Here is a 16,894-nt window from a genome sequence, read left to right as displayed (position 1 = left end):
GACAGCGACCGCTATGACTTGGTCCCGACGGTCGCGGAACGGATGGGGCTGGACACCTCGGACGAGGCGACCCTGTGGCGCGACCGGGCCCTCGTCGAGATCAACCGTGCGGTGCTGCACTCGTTCCGTGCGAACGGCGTGACCATCAGCGACCATCACACCGAGTCCCGCAGGTTCCTCACGCACCTGAAGAAGGAGGAGCGGGAAGGTCGCGGTTGCCCCGCCGACTGGAGCTGGATCGTGCCGCCGATGTCCGGTTCCCAAACCCCGGTCTTCCACCGCTACTACGACACCGAGGACCGGGTGCCGAACTTCTTCGCCGACGACGAGGCCGCACACCGGGCGCTCCAGGGCGGGCCGCCGGCCTTTGCCTGAACGGTTGCATGGGTGTGAGCACCCTCGACAACGACGTCGCGGTCGGCGTTGTGACCGCAGCCGTCAGGTGAATTGAGCCAGCGACTCCCGCGCCCGGTCGCCGAGTGCGCGGTTGCCCTGGCTGTCGGCCAGGTCGACGGCCCGGTGCAGAGAGGATATTGCCGCCGGCCGGTCGCTCTCCGCCAGCGCCACACCAAGCAGGCGGTGCAGCTCGGGCTCGAACCAGCGCTCGCCGGTCACGTCAGCCGCCTCGAGGCCGGCCCGGGCGTGCAGGACCGCCTCGTCCGGGCGACCGGCCCAGAGGTGGGTGTCCGCCAGGAACGCCGGGAAGACGTGCTGAAGCATCCGGGTGCCGGTCTGGGTGGCGAGCTCAGCCCCGGCCTCGATCTCGGCGATCGCCACATCGACGTCACCCGTGCGACTCAATGCCCAGCCCCGAGAGGCGCTCATGAAGGGCACCAGCATCTCGAACCCGCCGCGCCTCGCCAGGTCGATGCCGCGGTCGCAGCGTTCCAGGGCCTTCTCGGCCTCCTGGCTGAGGACCGCGAGGAGCCCGGAGAACCACACCATGAAGGTGTGGGCGTAGGTGACCTCGCCCTGCTCAGCGGCGAGCTCGACGGCAGCGAGCACCTCGCTCTCGGCGCCCTCGTGGTCACCGGTGAGCCAACGGTTCCACGCCGAGAAGGCAGCGACCCACACATCCGCTGTCTCGACTATCGCCCCAGCCAGCTCTTCTCGGGTCGCGTCGAGTCCGTCGAGCGCCATGTCGAGGTGCTCGCGGGCGACGCTGATGTCACCCCGGTGAGTGAGGATGGTGCCCATCGCCATGTGGAAGAGCTGCGATGACGTGGTGGCGGCCGAGCCGGCCAGTTGCTCAGCGACAGCCAGCGCAGTATCCAGCTCGCATCGCGCGGTGTGCGTGACGGTGAGCCGCCACAGCACGGCGGGCGCCATCTGGTTGCCGGCCTCCAAGCGTGCGCACAGCACCCGCATCCGTCGGCAGGTCTCGCCGAGCTCCGGTCTGCCGTAGCCGCCGGTGGTCAGGATCAGCTGTACGCGTAGGCCCTGCACGTCCAGCTCGGCGCTGTCCCGCGCCTCGCCCTCGGGCATCTGGCCCACGACCTCGAGGGCGCGCTCCACCTGGCCGAAGGCCTGCTCGAAGGCCAGGTGCTCGGCGTTCCAGCTCGCCGCCGCGGCGAGGGCCGCCACGACCTCAGCCCGGTCGGCGAGGGGTGCCGCATCGACCAGGTGCGCGGCCAGCGCGGACAGGTGCGGTCCGGGGCGGCCGCCATTGTTGTCGCTCAGCCCCTGCGCCGCGCTCAGGTGCAGGCGCGCCGATCGGTCCGAACCCAGGGTCGATCGCAAGGTCTCCGCCACGACGCCGTGCACGAAGCGCCAACGTCCGGGCAGGTCGTCGCGGACGAGCAGGCCCGCGGCGAGCGCCGGGGCCAGGCCGTCGAGCACCGCCGACGCATCGAGCCCAGTCACCGCCGTCAGCCCGTCGACGTCCAGCTCCGTGCCGAGGATCGAGGCGTCGGACAGGATCTTCGCCGCCAGCTCCGGCAGGCGGCCGACGCGTTCGCGGACGACGTCGCCGACCTCGGCCGGGAGCGTGGCCCGGGCACCGGTGTCGGAGACGGCGCCCATCCAGGACGCGAGCTGGGTCACGAAGAGCGGGTTGCCGGCAGTCCGTCGCCGCAGCTCCGCCACCTCGTCAGAGGGCAGGGCGACCACCCCACCGGAGACCAGCTGGCCCACGGCTTCCTCGTCGAGTCCGGTGAGCTCCAGGCGCCGATACTGTGACCGGGCCAGCTCGGCAAGGGCTCGGGTGACCGGCGGCACCAGGGCCGCGCTGGTGCGGAGTGTGCAGACGATGACCACCCGAGCATCGTCGAGCGACCGGACGACGGATCCGAGCAGCTCCAGTGACGGCGGATCGGCCCACTGCAGGTCGTCGACGGCGAGCAGCACCAGCTGTCGGTCGCCGAGGTTGCGGAGCAAGCCTGTGACGGCTCGCGCGATCCGGAATCTCGCGGCCTCGGGATCGATCTCGAGCTGTCCCGGTTGCTGCTGCAGCAGCTGTGCCCCGAGTGCCGCGAGATCGCCGAGGCTCGCGCCGGCAGCGGTCTCGACCTCGGCGAGACCCAACCGGCGTACGAGCGTGTCCATGAGCTCGGCCCACGGCCAGTACGCCGGGGCGCCGGCGCCCTCGTGGCAGCGTCCCCAGGCAACGACCCCGCCGTGCCGCTCCGCTTCATCGGCGATGACCCGGGCCAGCTCGGTCTTGCCTATCCCCGGCTCGCCGGCGACGACGACCACGTTGGCCGACCCCGCCTCGGCTCGTTCGAGCGCGCGCCTGAGCTCCGCGAGCTCACGGTCGCGGCCGACGAAGACCGACCCCGTTGCGGCGAGAGTGATCGTCGGGTCGACCGCCGCGGTGGCACTGGGTTCGGGGCGTTGGCTGTGGTCGAGCGCCGGGTCCTGGGCCAGGATCGCCGCCTGCAGCTGGACCAGAGCCGGACCCGGGTCGATGCCGAGGTCATCGGCCAGGAGCTGTCGTCCCTCGGCGAGGCACTGCAGCGCGTCGGCCTGCCGGCCGGAGCGGTAGAGCGACAGTGCGAGGCGGCCTCGCAGGTTCTCGCGCAGCGGCGCCGCGCGCACGGCGCCCTGCAGTGCCTCCACGATCTCGGCATGCCGGCCGAGCTGCAGCTCGACCCCGGCCCAGTCCTCGGTGGCCGCCAGCCGGGCCTCCTCCAGGCGGGCCGCGTCCGCGACCGCCCAGGGTTGGTCGGTGACACCGGTGAGCGCAGGCCCGCGCCAGAGGTCGAGCGCGGTCCGGAATGCCTGGGCGGCCTGGTCGTACCGACCGTCCTCGGCCGCCTCCCGTCCCACGGCGACGAGCTCGGCGAACGTCGCGGTGTCGAGCTGCTGGTCGTCGAGGTGGACGACGTAGCCCGGGGACTCGGTCCTGATCGACTCCGGCCCCAGAGTGCGGCGAAGACCGGATATGTAGCCGTGCAGCGTCGTGGCGGCGCTCCGCGGGGGTTCGCCCGACCAGAGCAGGTCGCACACGACCTCGGTCGGCACCACCGAGCCGGCGCGCAGCAGCAGGATGGCAAGCAACGACCGCGGCTTCGAGGCGCCGAGGGAGAGGGCCAGATCACCGTCGAAAGCCCGTACGTCGCCCAGGAGCTGGTATCGCCTCGCAGGCGGGTCAGCGACCACCACGCGAGCAGCCTACAAGCGAACCGATCGATCCACCCGGGGTTTGGCTCCAGCATCACTCAAGGATCGCTCCAGCCGGGTGCGCGACGGTTCCGGCATGACTACTCCACAGAACGAGTACTTCGCCGCCGTTGTCGTGTGCCATGATCGGCGCCGCCAGCTCCTCGACGTCCACGAATGATCACCGCACTCGGCTGGCTCGGCACCGCCCTGGTCATCGCCTCCTACGCCCAGCCCAACGTTGCGCGCCTTCGTCGGATCAGCCTGATCGCCAGCGCCGTGCTCATCGCGTTCAACGCCGCCCTCGGCATCTGGTCCAACGTCGCCCTTGAGGTGGCGCTGGTCGTGATCAACCTGGAGCGGCTGCGCCGGGACCAGACGGAAGCGGCCCGGGACATGCCCGATCTCGAGCGCCGTGAGGTCGACCCGTACGCGGACGGCCACCGCCGGTCCGCGAACGCCCAGGCGCTTCATCGCTGATGGCGTGCGGGCCCGTGACGAGCCGGCGACATCGGGTCTGATGGAGAGGCGAGATGGCGCGGTGGGCACCGACCGTCACTCTGCGACAGGGACCAGCGTCAGCTGGCTGATCGACGGCATCGGCAACACGACGTCGACCTCCACCACACCGGACTCGTTCGCGGTCACGACCCGATCGGGCTCGAGCCGGGCCAGCTGGTCTGCCGCGCGCAGGGCGTCCCACTGCTCATCGGTCGGCCAGGCCTGGCCCGGATCGCGCAGACGGCCCCACGTGGATGCGACGTTGGAGTGGTCCTCGTCGACTCGGTCGTGGCGCAGCGTGTACGACGACCCGGCGGCGAGGCCGCGCACCTCGACCTCCACGTCGCGGCCGAGGGCGGAGGACCCGGCGGCCTTGGTCTGGTCGAGGGTGAGGTTCCACAGCAGCACGGAGACCTCACCGTCGTCGGTCGCGGCGGCGACGGTCTCGACGAGCGATCCGCCGCCGTCTCCGGAACACGACACGGCGAGGCGATGCGTCCCGAGCCGCTCCATCATGGCGAGCGCCCACCAGCGGGGCTTGCGCAGCTCGCCGACAGTACGCAGGCCGAAGCCGCCGTGCAGCAGCTCGGGCGGCCGGCCGAGCTCCTCAAAGTGGTCGGAGACCACCCAGTAGGCGAGTGATTCGATCCGGCCCATCGCCGACTTCATGCCGCGGAGCAGGAAGGCTCCCGAGAAGACGGCGTCGCTGACCTCGTTGAAGTGGGTGGGCGTGACGCCCCACTCGGTCCACCAGATCGGCGTGCCGGCCCGGCCGTGGCGCGCGAGCATCGGCCGGAAGTCCAGCGGAGGGGCTCCGTACGTGTGGGTCGAGACGAAGTCGACCGGGGCGCCCGACAGCTCGGCGTGGGCCAGCAGCTCCTCGACCCAGCCGGCCGCGGCGGACGACGGGCCGCCGACCACGAGCCGGGAGTCGACCTCACGAACGGCGGCTGCGGTGACGTCGTAGAGCTTGAGGTAGTCCTCGGGCTGCCCGGACCAGAACACCTCGAGGTTGGCCTCGTTCCACACCTCGAACGACCACTGCTCGACGACCTCGTCGCCGTAGCGCTCCACGAGGTGGGCGGTGAGGTCGCGGACCAGGTCGAACCAGCGCTGCCAGTCCTTGGGCGGCGAGATGATCGCGTCGTAGCCGAAGACCTTCTTGGACGGGTCGCTGGCCAGGTCGTGGGGCATGAACGAGATCTCCACGACGGGATAGAGCCCGATCGACCGGACGTGGTCGTACACCCGGTCGATGCCGGTGAAGTCGTGCACCGGCACGCCGTCCACCTCGCGATAGACCGCCAGGTCGTCGCACAGGATCCCGTGGGCGCGCACATGCGTGACGCCCAGCTCCTGGTGGGCCGCGGACAGCGCGGTGGTGAGCTCCTCACCGATCACCCGCCCGCCGGTGGTGTCGGTCGAGATCGCGTGGGAGAGGTGCTCGCTGCCGATCATCGGCCGCCACGGACGGGCCAGCTCGCCGACCACTGTCGAGACGTCGACTGCGACGGTGACGGGGCCGGTCGCCTCCGCGAGCGGCGTCGCCGACACCATCGACGACGGCGGTCCGTCGACGTGTACGTCGGACAGCGAGGACACGGCGTACCACCGCTCGACCCCGGGTGTCCCGGTCGTGTCGACGTACGGCGGGTGCGGCACCGAGGTGACGTCGCGGCCGTGGTGGTCGAGTGGCTCCCAGGGTCCGTCGCTGGATTCGGCGACGTGCACCTGATACCCGATCGCACCTTCCACCGGCGACCAGTCCAGCGTCACCTGCGCCCCGCCGGCCACGGCGACGAGGCCGCCGGGCGGCGGAAGCCGTGGTGAGGTGCCGCCAAAAGCGTGGCCGCTGCGCAGGCCGATCCGGCTCTCCCAGTCAGCCCGTGCCTCGGTGCTCAAGAGGTTCCCTTCGTCGCGAAGACTTCTTCCTGCATCAATGGCCGGAGCTTGTGCTCCATGGCGCCACGCGAGACGTACTTGCGCATGTCGTCATCTGCGAGCGCGTTGCCGAGCGCGGCCATGATCATCCCCTGGTCCAGCGCGAGGTAGCGCTTCGAGACCTGCCCGCTTCGCACCGCGACGGCGTCGTAGAAGCCGCCCGGCCCGTACGCGTCGAAGTTGGCACGCAGCTTGCTCAGGTTGGCCAGTGCCGCGTCCGGCGCATAGCGCAGCGCGAGGAAGGACGCGTGCGGGGTGACCACCCCGTCGCCGTACGACGTGGGCGCGGGCGATCCCTCGCGGCAGCCCTCGTAGGGCTGGTCGACGGTGGTCCGCTCCTGGTCGCTCGTGTAGCCCGAACCGTCCATGCCGAGCTGGTCCACGCCGTACTCGCGATAGCCGCCGGCCGGGTTGTTGGACGGCGAGAATCCCCAGTAGCCGTAGCTCGCCTCGTCCATCCCGTGCTGGATCTGCCCCTCGACGTAGAGCGGGTGGTTGCGGCCCCACGACCGCGGGCCCCAGGTCTCCTCGGGCACGAACAGTGGCACCATCAGTGCCTCGAACATGCTCCCGCCCCACGTCGGCACGATGTCCATGCCGCGGTAGGGCAGCGCACCCTCGAAGACGCGTACGCCTTGATAGGTCTGCCACGAGCCGACCGGCTTCGTCTCGGTCCAGGACCAGTCACAGGTGTCGTTGGGGAAGGTCCGGTAGGTGCCGAAGTAGTGCTTGGCCGGGATCTGGCCCGCCGCGATGCCGAGGTAGGAGGCGATCCGCGGCTCGGTGTTGAACGCGCCGTAGTGGTGTCCGGTGAACCAGACGTCGGGGCCGCCGCAGTAGCTGCCCTTCACTGCCGCCGACTCGTGGGGATCCTCGGCCCAGAAGCCACCGCGGATCTGGCCGGCCGGGGCGTTCTCGGCCGCGTTGTAGTAGCAGCCGAAGTCCATCTTCGTGCGGATCGCGTCGGCCTTGGTGGCCAGGGCGGGCTCGGCCCGCGAGACCAGCAGCAGCCCGGCCGCCAGCCAGCCGTTGTCGACCGAGGACAGGAACGGCTTGATCGGGTCACCGGAGTCGGGGAAGGTCAGCAGCTTCTCGCCCGTGGTCGGGTCGTACCAGTTGTAGAACATCCCGCTCGAGTCGTGGCGCTCGAGGCTCGCGACCGAGTCGAGCGTCTTGGCCATTCGGCTCCTGGCCTCGTGCCCGGAGATGAGTCCGAGGTCCCGGGCGGCCACGGTGCTCCAGAGGTAGGCGCCGATGTTGGTCGGAGACGTCGCGGCGCTGCGGCTGGCGGGCGCGAGGTCCGCCCCGATGTTGTCGGCGGGCAGTCCGGTGGCCGGCACCACCAGCGCGGTGAACGACTTCCAGGTGTCGACGGAGTACTTCGTCAGCACCGAAGTGGACGAGGGGGGCGTAGCCACGTCGACGTCCGCCGGGGTGGCCGAGGCAGACACCGCCGTGAGCGTGCAGGCGACAGCAACTGCCGCCACCAGGAGTCGACGTACAGACAGAGTTCGAAACACAGACATATGAGCTCCTCCGAGCGGGATTGGCTTACTTGATGCCGGTCATGGCGATGCCCTGCATGATCCGGCGCTGCAGCACCAGGAAGACGGCGAGGACGGGGATCACGACGACGACCGAACCGGCGAGCAGCAGGCCGTACTTCGTGGCGTTCTGGCCGACGGCGTAGAGCGCGAGCGCCACCGGCAACGTGTACTTGTCCTCCGAGGTGGCCACGACGAGCGGCCACAGGAAGTTGTTCCAGGACGTGAGGAACGTGAGCACGCCGAGGGTCGCCACCGCGGGCCCGCAGAGCGGCAGGATGATCGAGAAGAAGATCCGCAGCTCACCCGCACCGTCGACGCGGGCCGCCTGGATCAGCTCGTCGGGCAGGCTGAGCACGAACTGGCGCATCAGGAAGACCCCGAACGGTCCGGCCAGGAACGGCAGGATCATCCCGGGGAGTGTGTTCGTGAGGCCGATGTTGGTGGTGAGCACGAACAGCGGCACGAACGTCACCACGCCCGGCACCATCAGGGTGCCGAGCACCAGCGCGAAGATCACCTTCTTGCCCGGGAAGTCCAGCTTCGCCAGGGCGTAGCCGAGCATCGAGCAGAAGACCATGTTCCCGGCCGCGACGGCGACCGCGACGATCGCCGAGTTGAGGAAGTAGCGCGGGAAGTCGAGCTGGGTGAAGAGGTGGCGGTAGTTCTCGGTGGTCACGTTCTCCGGCCACCAGGTCGGGGGCACGGCGCGCACCTCGCCCTCGGGCTTGAAGGACGAGACGACCATCCAGATGAACGGGATGACGACCACGATCAGGCCGACGGCCATCACGCCGTACAACCATCGGGGCGTACTCAGGCTGCGCCCGGCGCGCTTGGGCGGTTTACGGCGGACCGGCTCGTCTGACAGCGAGGCGGGGGCTTCGACGGTCTGGGTCATGTCAGTCCTTGTCTCGCAGCCAGCGGAACTGCACGAACGTCAGCACCACGATCGCCAGGAACAGCAGGTAGGCGGCCGCCGAGGCGTAGGCGTAGTTGCCGTAGCCGAACTGCTCGTAGGCGAAGAACGTGACCGACTTGGTGGAGTCGAGCGGACCACCCTTGGTCATCACGAATGCCTCCTCGAAGAACTGGAGGTAGCCGATGCTGGTGATCACCGCGCCGAACAGCAGCGTCGGTCGCAGCATCGGCAGGGTGATGTAGCGGAAGCGGCCCCACGCCGATGCACCGTCGGCCTCCGCGGCCTCGATGATCTCGCGCGGCACCGTCTGCAGGCCGGCCAGGAACACCACCATCAGGGTCCCGAAGTTGCGCCACACCGACATCGCCACGAGCGACGGCAGGGCCCAGGTCGTGGAGTCGAGGTAGCCCGGGCCGTTGATGCCGACCCAGTCGAGCATCACGTTGAGCAGGCCGCCGCGGTCGCGCAGCAGAAACTTCCAGACGACGGAGACCGCCACGATGCTGGTCACGACCGGCAGGTAGTAGCCGACCCGGAAGAAGCCGCGCAACCGGGTGATCCGGTTGAGCGCGACCGCGACCGCGAGCGCGACCGCCATGGTCAGCGGCACCCCGAGCAGAAGGTAGAGCAGAGTGTTGACGGTGACCTTGCGGAACAGCGGGTCACCGATCAGGTCGGCGTAGTTCTGCAGGCCGACGAATTCGACGCCCAACGGGCCCCGGACGTCGGTGCTGCGCATGTCGGTGAAGCTCATGCCCAGGCTGGCCAGCACGGGTCCCGCGGTGAAGAGCAGGAACAGCGCGACGAACGGCAGCGCGAGGATCCACGCGGCGACAGCCTGCTGCCGCCGCATGGGGCTCACGTGTCTCGAAGGTGTCCCGCGGGTGGCGGAAGCCGTGGTGCCCATCGTCAGAGACCGGTGCCGATGGACTTCGCCTTGGACTGCATCTCCTTGGTGGCTTCCTCGGGCGAGGTGACGCCCTTGGAGACCTGCTCGACGAGCGAGTCGATCATCGCGGCGACCTGCTCCCACGTCGGGACGGCCGGCGGGGCCAGAGTGTTCTCGAGCTGGGTGCCGAAGACCTGCAGCTGCGGGTCGGTGGAGAGCTTGCCGGTGTCCCAGGCCGCCTGGACCGCCGGCAGGTCACCGACCACGTCGTAGAAGCCCTGCTGGGTCTCGGGCTCGCTGAGCCACCGGACGTACTTCCAGGCGGCATCTGTGTTGTCGGCGTCCTTGAAGACCGCCAAGTCACCACCACCGACGAACGAGGTGCCGGGCATCGCGTCCTTGCCGGGCAGCGGCGCGATGGCGTACTGGTCCTGCGTCACGCCGGCTTCCTCGACGAGCCCGGTGTGCCAGGGGCCGGAGATGAACGAGGCGTAGGTGCCGTCGGCGAAGCCGCTCTCGAGCTCGCCCGGGTCGAGGGTGCGGGTCGAGGAAAGGCCCTCGTCGAAGTAGGACGAGTAGTAGTCCAGCGCCTCGGCCATCTCGGGGGTGTCGAGCGTGTACTCAGTGCCGTCCTGGTTGGTGACCTCGGCGCCGTTGGACCAGGCGAACGGGAGCATCGACTGCCAGGAGCCGGTCTGGCCGGGCTGGAGGTTCAGGCCGTACTCGGCGCCGCCCTTCTCCTTCATGTCGGTGGCGAACTGGTGCAGCTCCTCCCAGGTCTGCGGAGCCTTGCTCCAGCCGGCCTTCTTCGCCATGTCCTTGCGGTAGTAGAGGGCCCTCGTCTCGACGTACCAGGGGACGCCGTACGACGTGCCGCCGACCTCGGTCGAACCCCACGCGCCCGGGAAGAAGTCGGCCTTGTCGACGAGGCCTTCGGGGGTCGGCATCAGGCCGCCGGCCTCGGCGAACTCGCCCATCCACGTGGTGCCGATCAGGCTCACGTCCGGGGTCTTGCCGCTGGCGATCGCGTTGGCGATCTTGTTGTGCGCGCCGTCCCACGGGATCGCGGTCACCTTGACCTTGGCGTCCGGGTTGGCCTTCTCGAAGTCGGCCGAGAACGCCTGGAGCTTCTCTCCCTCGGTGCCCATCGCCCAGACCTCGATGGTCCCGGTGGCGGGGCCGTCGGAGACCGCCTTGCTCTGTGCGTCTCCACCACCGCCGTCGTTGTCGCGTCCACAGGACGTGAGGACGAGACTCGTCATGGCGACAACGGCGAGGGTGGTGATCGTGCGTTTCATGTGGATTCCTTAGGTGAGGTGGAGCTGGTGCTGCTTCTGAGCACGAGCTCGGTCTGGAGCAGCTCGTGGCGTGGTTCGGTGCGTTGGTCGACGATCAGCTCGTCGAGTAGTCGGGCCGCGGTGGCGCCGAGCTCACGCATCGGCTGGCGGACCGTGGTCAGGCCGGCGTAGCGGGCGGCCATCACGTCGTCCCAGCCGGTCACCATGACGGTGCCGGGGACATCGACGCCGGAGGCCCTGAGCAGGCCGAGCAGCCCGAGCGCGAGCTCGTCGTTGGCGCAGACGAACGCGTCGGGCAGGTCGTCGGCCGCGAGCGCAGCGGCGGCGACGGCCGCGCCTGACTCCTCGTCGAGCTCGTCGACGGTCACCAGCTCGGTGGTGCAGCCGGAACCGGACCGGCCGAAGGCAGCCTGGACCCCGGCCCACCGCTCGGCCACATCGGGAGAGTTGACCGGGTCACCGACGAAGCGAAGGTTGCGGACCCCCTCGGACAGCAGGTGCTCTGCGAGGGTGCGGGCGCTCGCGTAGTTCTCGGCATTCACCGAGTCGACGGACCCGATGGGGGGCCGAGCGACGAGCACGAGCTTGGTGCCGCGGGCGGCGAGGTGCTGGACGACGCTGTCGCTGACGGTGCGGCCGAGGATGACCAGCCCGTCGCACCGGCCGGCCATCTCGCGCACGGCGGCCTCGGCATCGCTGCGGCCGTGGGTGGACAGGATCAGCACCGAGCGACGCAGCTCGGCGGCCACGGCTTCGTAGCCCAGGACGACCTCGGCATAGTAGGGGCCGGACAGGTCGGGGAACACGATGCCGTTCGCGGCGTGGCGCCGTTCGGCGAGCTGTCGGCCGAGCTGGCTGGGGGTGTACTCCAGCTCGGCGGCGGCGGCCAGCACCCGGAGGCGGGTGGCTTCGCGGACGTCTGCGGACTCTCGCATCACCCGGGAGACGGTGGCGATGGAGACGCCGGCCTGCTTGGCCACGTCGCGAATCGTAGGTGTCATCCAGTCCCCCCATTCCAGTTTGTAACCGGTTACAGAAACCGGTTACATCCGCTAACGTTCCGGAGATGGATGCATCTGTCAACCCCCTCGACGCCCTTCCCGACCGCTGGCGGCCCCTGGCCGAACGCTCCGCGGAGCTCCTTCGCAGTCACCAGGATCAGGGTGGCGCGTGGCCCGCTTCGCCCGGCTTCGCGCCGTATCAGTACTGCTGGTTCCGCGACGGATCCTTCATCGCCGACGGCGCCTCGGCAGCCGGCTTGTACGAGGAGGCGGACCGTTTTCACGGGTGGTGCGCGAGGGTCCTGGAGCGCGAACGCCCGGCCGTCGAGCGGGTGGTCGCGATGCTCGAGGAAGGGCGGCAGCCGGCCGACTCCGACTACCTCCCGGCGCGCTACGACCTCGACGGCACCCGGCACGAGGACGACTGGTGGAACTTCCAGGTCGACGGCTACGGCACCTGGCTGTGGGCGCTGGAACGGCACCTCACCCGAGTCTCCATCGGCGACCCCACGACGTACGCCGCAGGCATCGAGACCGCCGTGCGCTACCTGGTGGCCACCGGGACCGACACCTGCCGGGACTGGTGGGAGGAGAACCGCGACCAGACCCATGTGGCCACGCTCGCCGGTGTGGCCGCGGGGATCCACGCGGCGATGCGCATGGGCACGCTGCCCGACGTGCTGGTCGCGCAGGCGCTGGCGTTGGCCGAGCGCTGCGTCTCGCTGATCCGAACCGAGGGCGTCCACGACGGCCATCTCGTCAAGTGGCTGGGCGGCACCGACGTCGACGCGTCGCTGCTGGCGGTTGCCGCACTGTACGACGTACTGCCTCTCGACGACCCGCTGGTCACCGCGACCGTGGCCGCGATCGAGCTGACCCTCGTGGACGGTGGTGTGCACCGCTATGCGACGGACACGTTCTACGGCGGCGGCCAGTGGCCGATTCTCGCCGTCTTGCTGGCTCGGCACCACACCCGCACCGGCAACCCGGACCGGGCGGCTGAACTGCTCGACTGGGTCATCTCCACCGCCGATTCCGACCTGCTGCTGCCCGAGCAGGTCTCACCGCTCCTGGCGCCCGACGTCCTCGACGAGTGGCTCGACCGCTGGGGGCCTTCGGCTCACCCGCTGCTCTGGTCACACGGCGCGTTCCTGGCGTCCATGTCGACGCACTGACCAGCGGAAATGCCGGTCAGCGGCCTTTGTCGTGCCTGCGAGTCCTGAGTACAGTCGCGTCATGGAAGGCGACTGGCGCGGCGCCATCGTCGACACGATACGGAGCCTCATCGTCGAGGCGGCTCCCGACGTGGTCGAGGAGGTCAAGTGGCGCAAGGCGTCGAACCCTGACGGGGTGCCGACCTTCTCCCGCTCAGGCCTGGTGTGCACGGTCGAGACCTACCGGGACAAGGTCAAGGTGACATTCGCCAAGGGCGCATCGCTCGAGGACCCGCACGGCGTGTTCAACGCGAGCCTCGACGCCGGGACCCGTCGGGCGATCGACATCCATGAGGGTGACGTGCTGGACGACGATGCGTTCGTCGAGCTCGTCCGCGCCGCCATCGCCGCCAACCAGGGCTGAGTCTCATCACTGTGGTCGGCTAGGCACCACGTCCGACGCTGGTAGAGCTCCGGTCGCGTCGGACCGTGAAGCCCTCGACGTCCCGCTGCAACGTCGCAAGCACGTCAGCGGCGTCGAACGCCTCTCCAGGTGCCACGGCGCCGGAGCCGCTGTGCCGGCCGTCGAGTAGTCGGACCGCGCCTTCGACGATGATCGGCGCGCTGACGGCATAGATGTCCTGGCCGGCCGCGCTGATGCGGCGGGTGTCGGCGCCACGCCGTACACGCACGTCCACGACGAACTGCTGGGCCGAGCGTCCGTGCTCGTCGGCGGCCGATGGAGGCGGAGTCGCCGAGCTGCGGAGGTCCTCGAGCGAGGCGGTGTTGAGGAAGGAGCGGAGCTCGCCGACGTCGAGGTGGCGGTAGATCGTGATGACCTCGGAGAACGGCAGCTCGACGACCGGCTGGTCACCCAGGGGAGCGGGGTAGGACCAGCTCGCGGTCGCTGGTGGATCGGCGAGCGGAGCCAGTGCGCCGTCGCGGATCACCAGCCGGGTGGCGGTGTTGCGGTCGCCGGTGACGCGGGTGCCGGCGGTCGGCCACCAGCGGTCGAGTCCGATCGCGACCTCGACCTCGTCGGCCCCGGAGTCCCCGTCGAGCGCGGAGGTGACGAGCAGGTCGGCGAGCCCGCCGTAGAAGGCCATCGCGGGTACGACGGCAACCCCCGCCGCCCGGGCCGGGGCATCGAGCTCGCGGTAGACGGCCTGTACGGCCGGCTGCTCGGCGGTGACGTCGAGGTAGTGCGCGCCCGCCTCGACGGCGGCACGCGCGAGTGGGAGCGCCGTGTCGAGGAACGGCCCCGCGCAGTTGATGACCACCCCGACCCCGGCGAGCCCCTCCCGCAGCAGGTCGGGATCGTCGAGGGCGATGACGCGACGCTCGAGTGCGGGGTGCTCTGCCGCAACGGCGGCGAGGCGCTCGGCGCTGCGCCCGGCGAGAACCGGCTCGAGGCCGCGTCGCAGCAGCTCGTCGATGATGAAGCGTCCGGTGTGACCGGTGGCGCCGAAGACCAGGACTGGGCGGTGTGCGTTCATGTGGACAATTCTCGGGCGCCGCGCCGAGCGGGGACGAGTGTCCGAAACGACCTCATGCGTACAGTTTCGGACATGTTCCGGGTCGCCCTCGTCATGCACAGCTCCGCGATGCTCTACGAGGCGGCGATCGCCTCGGAGATCTTCGGCGTCGACCGCTCGGACCTGTCTCCCAACGGCGAGTGGTACGACTTCATGGTCTGCACGGCCGACGGGCTCCCACACCCCTGGCTCCCGGACGCGCCGACCACGTCGTACGCCGCCATCGCTGACGCAGACTCGGTCATCGTGCCGTCGACCGAGGACCTCGACGGGCAGCCGGACGCCGAGCTCATCGAGGTGTTGCGCGTCGCACACGGGCGTGGGGTGCGGATCGCATCCCTGTGCACCGGCTCGTACGTGCTGGCCGCGGCCGGGATCCTCGACGGCCGTGCGGCGACCACGCACTGGATGCACGTGGCCGACCTGGCCCGTCGCTACCCGCAGGTCGATGTACGGGCTGACGTGATCTACACCGATGAGGGTGACGTCCTCACGTCGGCGGGCAAGACGGCGGCCCTCGACCTCTGCATCCACCTGGTCCACCGTGATCTTGGCGCGTCGGCGGCCAACGGGATCGCTCGACGACTCGTGGTGCCGGCCCACCGTGGTGGGGAGCAGGCGCAGGTCGTCAGACCGCCGACTGAGCCGCGCAGCGCCGACGGGCTCGCGCCGACGCTCGAGTGGGCCCGCACGCGACTCGACCAGCCGCTGACGGTGCGTGAGATGGCCGGGCACGCCAACCTCAGCACCCGGCAGCTCGCCCGCCGCATGCATGCCGAGCTCCAGGCCGGGCCGCTGGACTGGCTGCATCAGCAGCGCGTCGTCCGCGCCCAGGAGCTCCTCGAACGCACCGACGCGTCCGTCGAGCAGATCGCCGCCAGCTGCGGCATGGGCACCGCCACCACACTGCGCCGTCACTTCCACCGGACGGTCGGCGTCACGCCGACCGCGTACCGAGCCACGTTCCGGCTCGGCTGAAGCCCGACCCGGGCATCACTCCAGGTCGACGACGAGTGCCCGGTGGTCCGACAGCGGCAGCTGACGCGCCTCGCCCTTCACCGACTGCCAGCTGCCGTCGGCCAGCACGAGGTCGAGCTGCTCGCGGGGGGCGTCGGCCGGGAACGTCGGCGCATCGACCAGGCTGCGCATCCCGGTGATCCCCGCGGCGCGGCCGGGCCCCATGTTGAGGTCGCCCATCAGGACCAACGGGCGCGCGACGCCGTTCAACGACGTGACGAGCGCGCGCAGCTGGCGCCCACCCCACCACGGCACGAACGACAGATGCGTGTTCGCGACCGTCAGCAGGCCGTCGGGTGTCTCGACGACCGCGGCCATGGCGACCCGGGGCTCGTCCCGCACCAGCGTGGGCATGGGGTTGTCGAACCACATCGGCACTCGGGTGTGCAACGTGGGCAGCCGGATGACTTCCCACGCGCTGACGGGGTAGCGGCTGAGGAGCGCGATGCCGTACGCCGCGGCATCCGGCTGTTCGCGGCCGGTCGCGGCGATCCAGGTGGCGCCGGGGCTTCCGCTCAGCGCCGCGACGAATCGATGGTCGACGGCGCCCATGGCGTCCGCCGCCGCTGCGGTGAGGTCGGCGTGTCCCGATCGCGGCTGGTTGCGGTCGACCTCCTGCAACGCCAGCACGTCAGCGTCGAGCGACGCCACCGCCTCCTGCAGGACGCCGGGGTCGACCTGGTCGTCCGACGCCGTACGTCCGTTGAGGATGTTGAAGGTCGCGACTCTCATCGCCCATCCGTTACCCGCTGAGGGGGACATGACACGTCCCAGGACGGGGTACACCGTCGAATGTGACCCAGGACAACGACTCAGGCCAGGGCCTGCGAGAGGCGCTGAAGACCGTCGCCGTGGCGCTCAAGGAGAGCGACATCCCCTTCGCGCTGACCGGCGGCTACGCGCTCTGGGCACGTGGCGGACCAGAACCCGACCACGACGTCGACTTCGTCGTGGCCGAGGATGACGCCGCCAGGGCGTACGAGCTCCTGGAGCGGCGTGACCTGAAGGTCGTGCATCCCCCGGAGGACTGGCTGTTCAAGGTGTACGTCGAGGATTCCATGGTCGACGTGCTGTTCCAGGCCAACGGTGTCCCCGTGACGCGGGAGGTCCTGGCGGAGGTCGAGCAGATCGAGGTCGAGTCGGTGATGATGCCGGTGCTCTCGGCGACCGTGCTGATGGGGCACCGGCTCAATGCGCTGGAGGAACATGCCTGCGACTTCGGCCGGCAGCTGCCGGTGGCCCGAGCGGTGCGCGAACAGGTCGACTGGGACGAGGTCCGCGATGTCACGGCCGCCAACCCGTACGCCGTCGCGTTCCTGTTCCTGCTCGAGCGCCTGGGCGTCATCGAGCCGTCTGGCAGATCGGGCTCCTAGCGCGGCTCGAGGATGACGACCGGGATCTTGCGGTCGGCCCACGCCGCGTACTTCGCGAAGTCCGCGTACAGCTCGACGAGCCGGGGCCACAGCTCCGCCCGCTCGTCCTCGCGGGCGAC

General features: G+C 70.1%; 16 protein-coding genes. 6 read left to right on the top strand and 10 right to left on the bottom strand.

Annotation, left to right across the window (positions count from 1 at the left end):
- A partial coding sequence (locus V6M46_RS09720) for a nitric oxide synthase oxygenase (protein ID WP_332664271.1) occupies positions 1-375 on the top strand: 375 nt, incomplete at its 5' end.
- Between the two features lie 63 nt (positions 376-438).
- Here V6M46_RS09720 and V6M46_RS09715 read toward each other — a convergent pair.
- The gene (locus V6M46_RS09715; RefSeq protein WP_332664268.1) at positions 439-3,603 is read right to left on the bottom strand and encodes a BREX system ATP-binding domain-containing protein; all 3,165 of its coding nucleotides are present in this window, start codon (positions 3,601-3,603) and stop codon (positions 439-441) included.
- A gap of 174 nt (positions 3,604-3,777) precedes the next feature.
- Here V6M46_RS09715 and V6M46_RS09710 point away from each other — a divergent pair, with 174 nt between their 5' ends.
- The gene (locus V6M46_RS09710; protein WP_332664266.1) at positions 3,778-4,080 is read left to right on the top strand and encodes a hypothetical protein; all 303 of its coding nucleotides are present in this window, start codon (positions 3,778-3,780) and stop codon (positions 4,078-4,080) included.
- Positions 4,081-4,155: 75 nt separating this feature from the next.
- Here V6M46_RS09710 and V6M46_RS09705 read toward each other — a convergent pair whose 3' ends face one another.
- The 6 genes from V6M46_RS09705 to V6M46_RS09680 form a co-directional block, all read right to left on the bottom strand.
- On the bottom strand, positions 4,156-6,003 hold the full coding sequence (locus V6M46_RS09705) for a GH39 family glycosyl hydrolase (RefSeq protein WP_332664263.1): 1,848 nt from the start codon (positions 6,001-6,003) through the stop codon (positions 4,156-4,158).
- Entirely contained in the window at positions 6,000-7,460 is a 1,461-nt protein-coding gene (locus V6M46_RS09700) for a glucoamylase family protein (protein ID WP_332664260.1), read from the bottom strand. The genes V6M46_RS09705 and V6M46_RS09700 overlap by 4 nt, the downstream gene beginning before the upstream one ends.
- Before the next feature lie 133 nt (positions 7,461-7,593).
- Positions 7,594-8,487, bottom strand: coding sequence for a carbohydrate ABC transporter permease (locus V6M46_RS09695; protein ID WP_332664257.1), 894 nt, complete (start codon positions 8,485-8,487; stop codon positions 7,594-7,596).
- A gap of 1 nt (position 8,488) precedes the next feature.
- A complete protein-coding gene (locus V6M46_RS09690; protein WP_332664255.1) occupies positions 8,489-9,361 on the bottom strand; it encodes a carbohydrate ABC transporter permease in 873 nt (290 codons plus the stop codon).
- 56 nt (positions 9,362-9,417) lie between these two features.
- Positions 9,418-10,695: a sugar ABC transporter substrate-binding protein gene (locus V6M46_RS09685; RefSeq protein WP_332664253.1), complete on the bottom strand. Its 1,278-nt coding sequence runs from the start codon at positions 10,693-10,695 to the stop codon at positions 9,418-9,420.
- Positions 10,692-11,675 (bottom strand): LacI family DNA-binding transcriptional regulator, encoded by a 984-nt coding sequence (locus tag V6M46_RS09680; protein ID WP_332664251.1) that lies wholly within the window; start codon positions 11,673-11,675, stop codon positions 10,692-10,694. The genes V6M46_RS09685 and V6M46_RS09680 overlap by 4 nt, the downstream gene beginning before the upstream one ends.
- Before the next feature lie 86 nt (positions 11,676-11,761).
- Here V6M46_RS09680 and V6M46_RS09675 point away from each other — a divergent pair, with 86 nt between their 5' ends.
- Together V6M46_RS09675 and V6M46_RS09670 are read left to right on the top strand one after the other, a co-directional pair.
- Entirely contained in the window at positions 11,762-12,871 is a 1,110-nt protein-coding gene (locus tag V6M46_RS09675; RefSeq protein ID WP_332664248.1) for a glycoside hydrolase family 15 protein, read from the top strand.
- Between the two features lie 61 nt (positions 12,872-12,932).
- Complete coding sequence (locus V6M46_RS09670; RefSeq protein ID WP_332664246.1) at positions 12,933-13,274, top strand: DUF1801 domain-containing protein; 342 nt, start codon at positions 12,933-12,935, stop codon at positions 13,272-13,274.
- Positions 13,275-13,293: 19 nt separating this feature from the next.
- Here V6M46_RS09670 and V6M46_RS09665 read toward each other — a convergent pair whose 3' ends face one another.
- Positions 13,294-14,346 carry a saccharopine dehydrogenase family protein gene (locus V6M46_RS09665; RefSeq protein WP_332664243.1) on the bottom strand — a complete coding sequence of 351 codons (1,053 nt, stop codon included), beginning with the start codon at positions 14,344-14,346 and terminating at the stop codon, positions 13,294-13,296.
- 72 nt (positions 14,347-14,418) lie between these two features.
- On the opposite strand from V6M46_RS09665, the gene V6M46_RS09660 reads away from it, so the two are divergent.
- The gene (locus V6M46_RS09660) at positions 14,419-15,363 is read left to right on the top strand and encodes a GlxA family transcriptional regulator (RefSeq protein WP_332664241.1); all 945 of its coding nucleotides are present in this window, start codon (positions 14,419-14,421) and stop codon (positions 15,361-15,363) included.
- 15 nt (positions 15,364-15,378) lie between these two features.
- Here the strand turns inward: V6M46_RS09660 and V6M46_RS09655 are convergent, their stop codons facing one another.
- Positions 15,379-16,134, bottom strand: coding sequence for an endonuclease/exonuclease/phosphatase family protein (locus V6M46_RS09655; protein ID WP_332664237.1), 756 nt, complete (start codon positions 16,132-16,134; stop codon positions 15,379-15,381).
- Positions 16,135-16,196: 62 nt separating this feature from the next.
- Here V6M46_RS09655 and V6M46_RS09650 point away from each other — a divergent pair, with 62 nt between their 5' ends.
- Positions 16,197-16,775: a hypothetical protein gene (locus V6M46_RS09650; RefSeq protein ID WP_332664235.1), complete on the top strand. Its 579-nt coding sequence runs from the start codon at positions 16,197-16,199 to the stop codon at positions 16,773-16,775.
- Here V6M46_RS09650 and V6M46_RS09645 read toward each other — a convergent pair.
- Positions 16,772-16,894 (bottom strand): nitroreductase/quinone reductase family protein (locus V6M46_RS09645; protein ID WP_332664273.1); only part of this gene is annotated, 123 nt, incomplete at its 5' end. The genes V6M46_RS09650 and V6M46_RS09645 overlap by 4 nt on opposite strands.

The sequence above is a fragment of the Aeromicrobium sp. genome (genome assembly GCF_036676885.1).
GTDB lineage: Bacteria > Actinomycetota > Actinomycetes > Propionibacteriales > Nocardioidaceae > Aeromicrobium.
The sequence above is the reverse complement of the archived record's forward strand: the minus strand, read 5'-3'. Positions and strand labels throughout refer to the sequence as shown.

Excerpts from the sequence above, each read along its gene's own strand:
- V6M46_RS09710 (WP_332664266.1), top strand. The coding sequence starts at position 3,778 with ATGATCACCGCACTCGGCTGGCTCGGCACCGCCCTGGTCATCGCCTCC.
- V6M46_RS09695 (WP_332664257.1), bottom strand. The coding sequence starts at position 8,487 with ATGACCCAGACCGTCGAAGCCCCCGCCTCGCTGTCAGACGAGCCGGTC.
- V6M46_RS09690 (WP_332664255.1), bottom strand. The coding sequence starts at position 9,361 with ATGCGGCGGCAGCAGGCTGTCGCCGCGTGGATCCTCGCGCTGCCGTTC.
- V6M46_RS09685 (WP_332664253.1), bottom strand. The coding sequence starts at position 10,695 with ATGAAACGCACGATCACCACCCTCGCCGTTGTCGCCATGACGAGTCTC.
- V6M46_RS09675 (WP_332664248.1), top strand. The coding sequence starts at position 11,762 with ATGGATGCATCTGTCAACCCCCTCGACGCCCTTCCCGACCGCTGGCGG.
- V6M46_RS09670 (WP_332664246.1), top strand. The coding sequence starts at position 12,933 with ATGGAAGGCGACTGGCGCGGCGCCATCGTCGACACGATACGGAGCCTC.
- V6M46_RS09665 (WP_332664243.1), bottom strand. The coding sequence starts at position 14,346 with ATGAACGCACACCGCCCAGTCCTGGTCTTCGGCGCCACCGGTCACACC.
- V6M46_RS09660 (WP_332664241.1), top strand. The coding sequence starts at position 14,419 with ATGTTCCGGGTCGCCCTCGTCATGCACAGCTCCGCGATGCTCTACGAG.
- V6M46_RS09655 (WP_332664237.1), bottom strand. The coding sequence starts at position 16,134 with ATGAGAGTCGCGACCTTCAACATCCTCAACGGACGTACGGCGTCGGAC.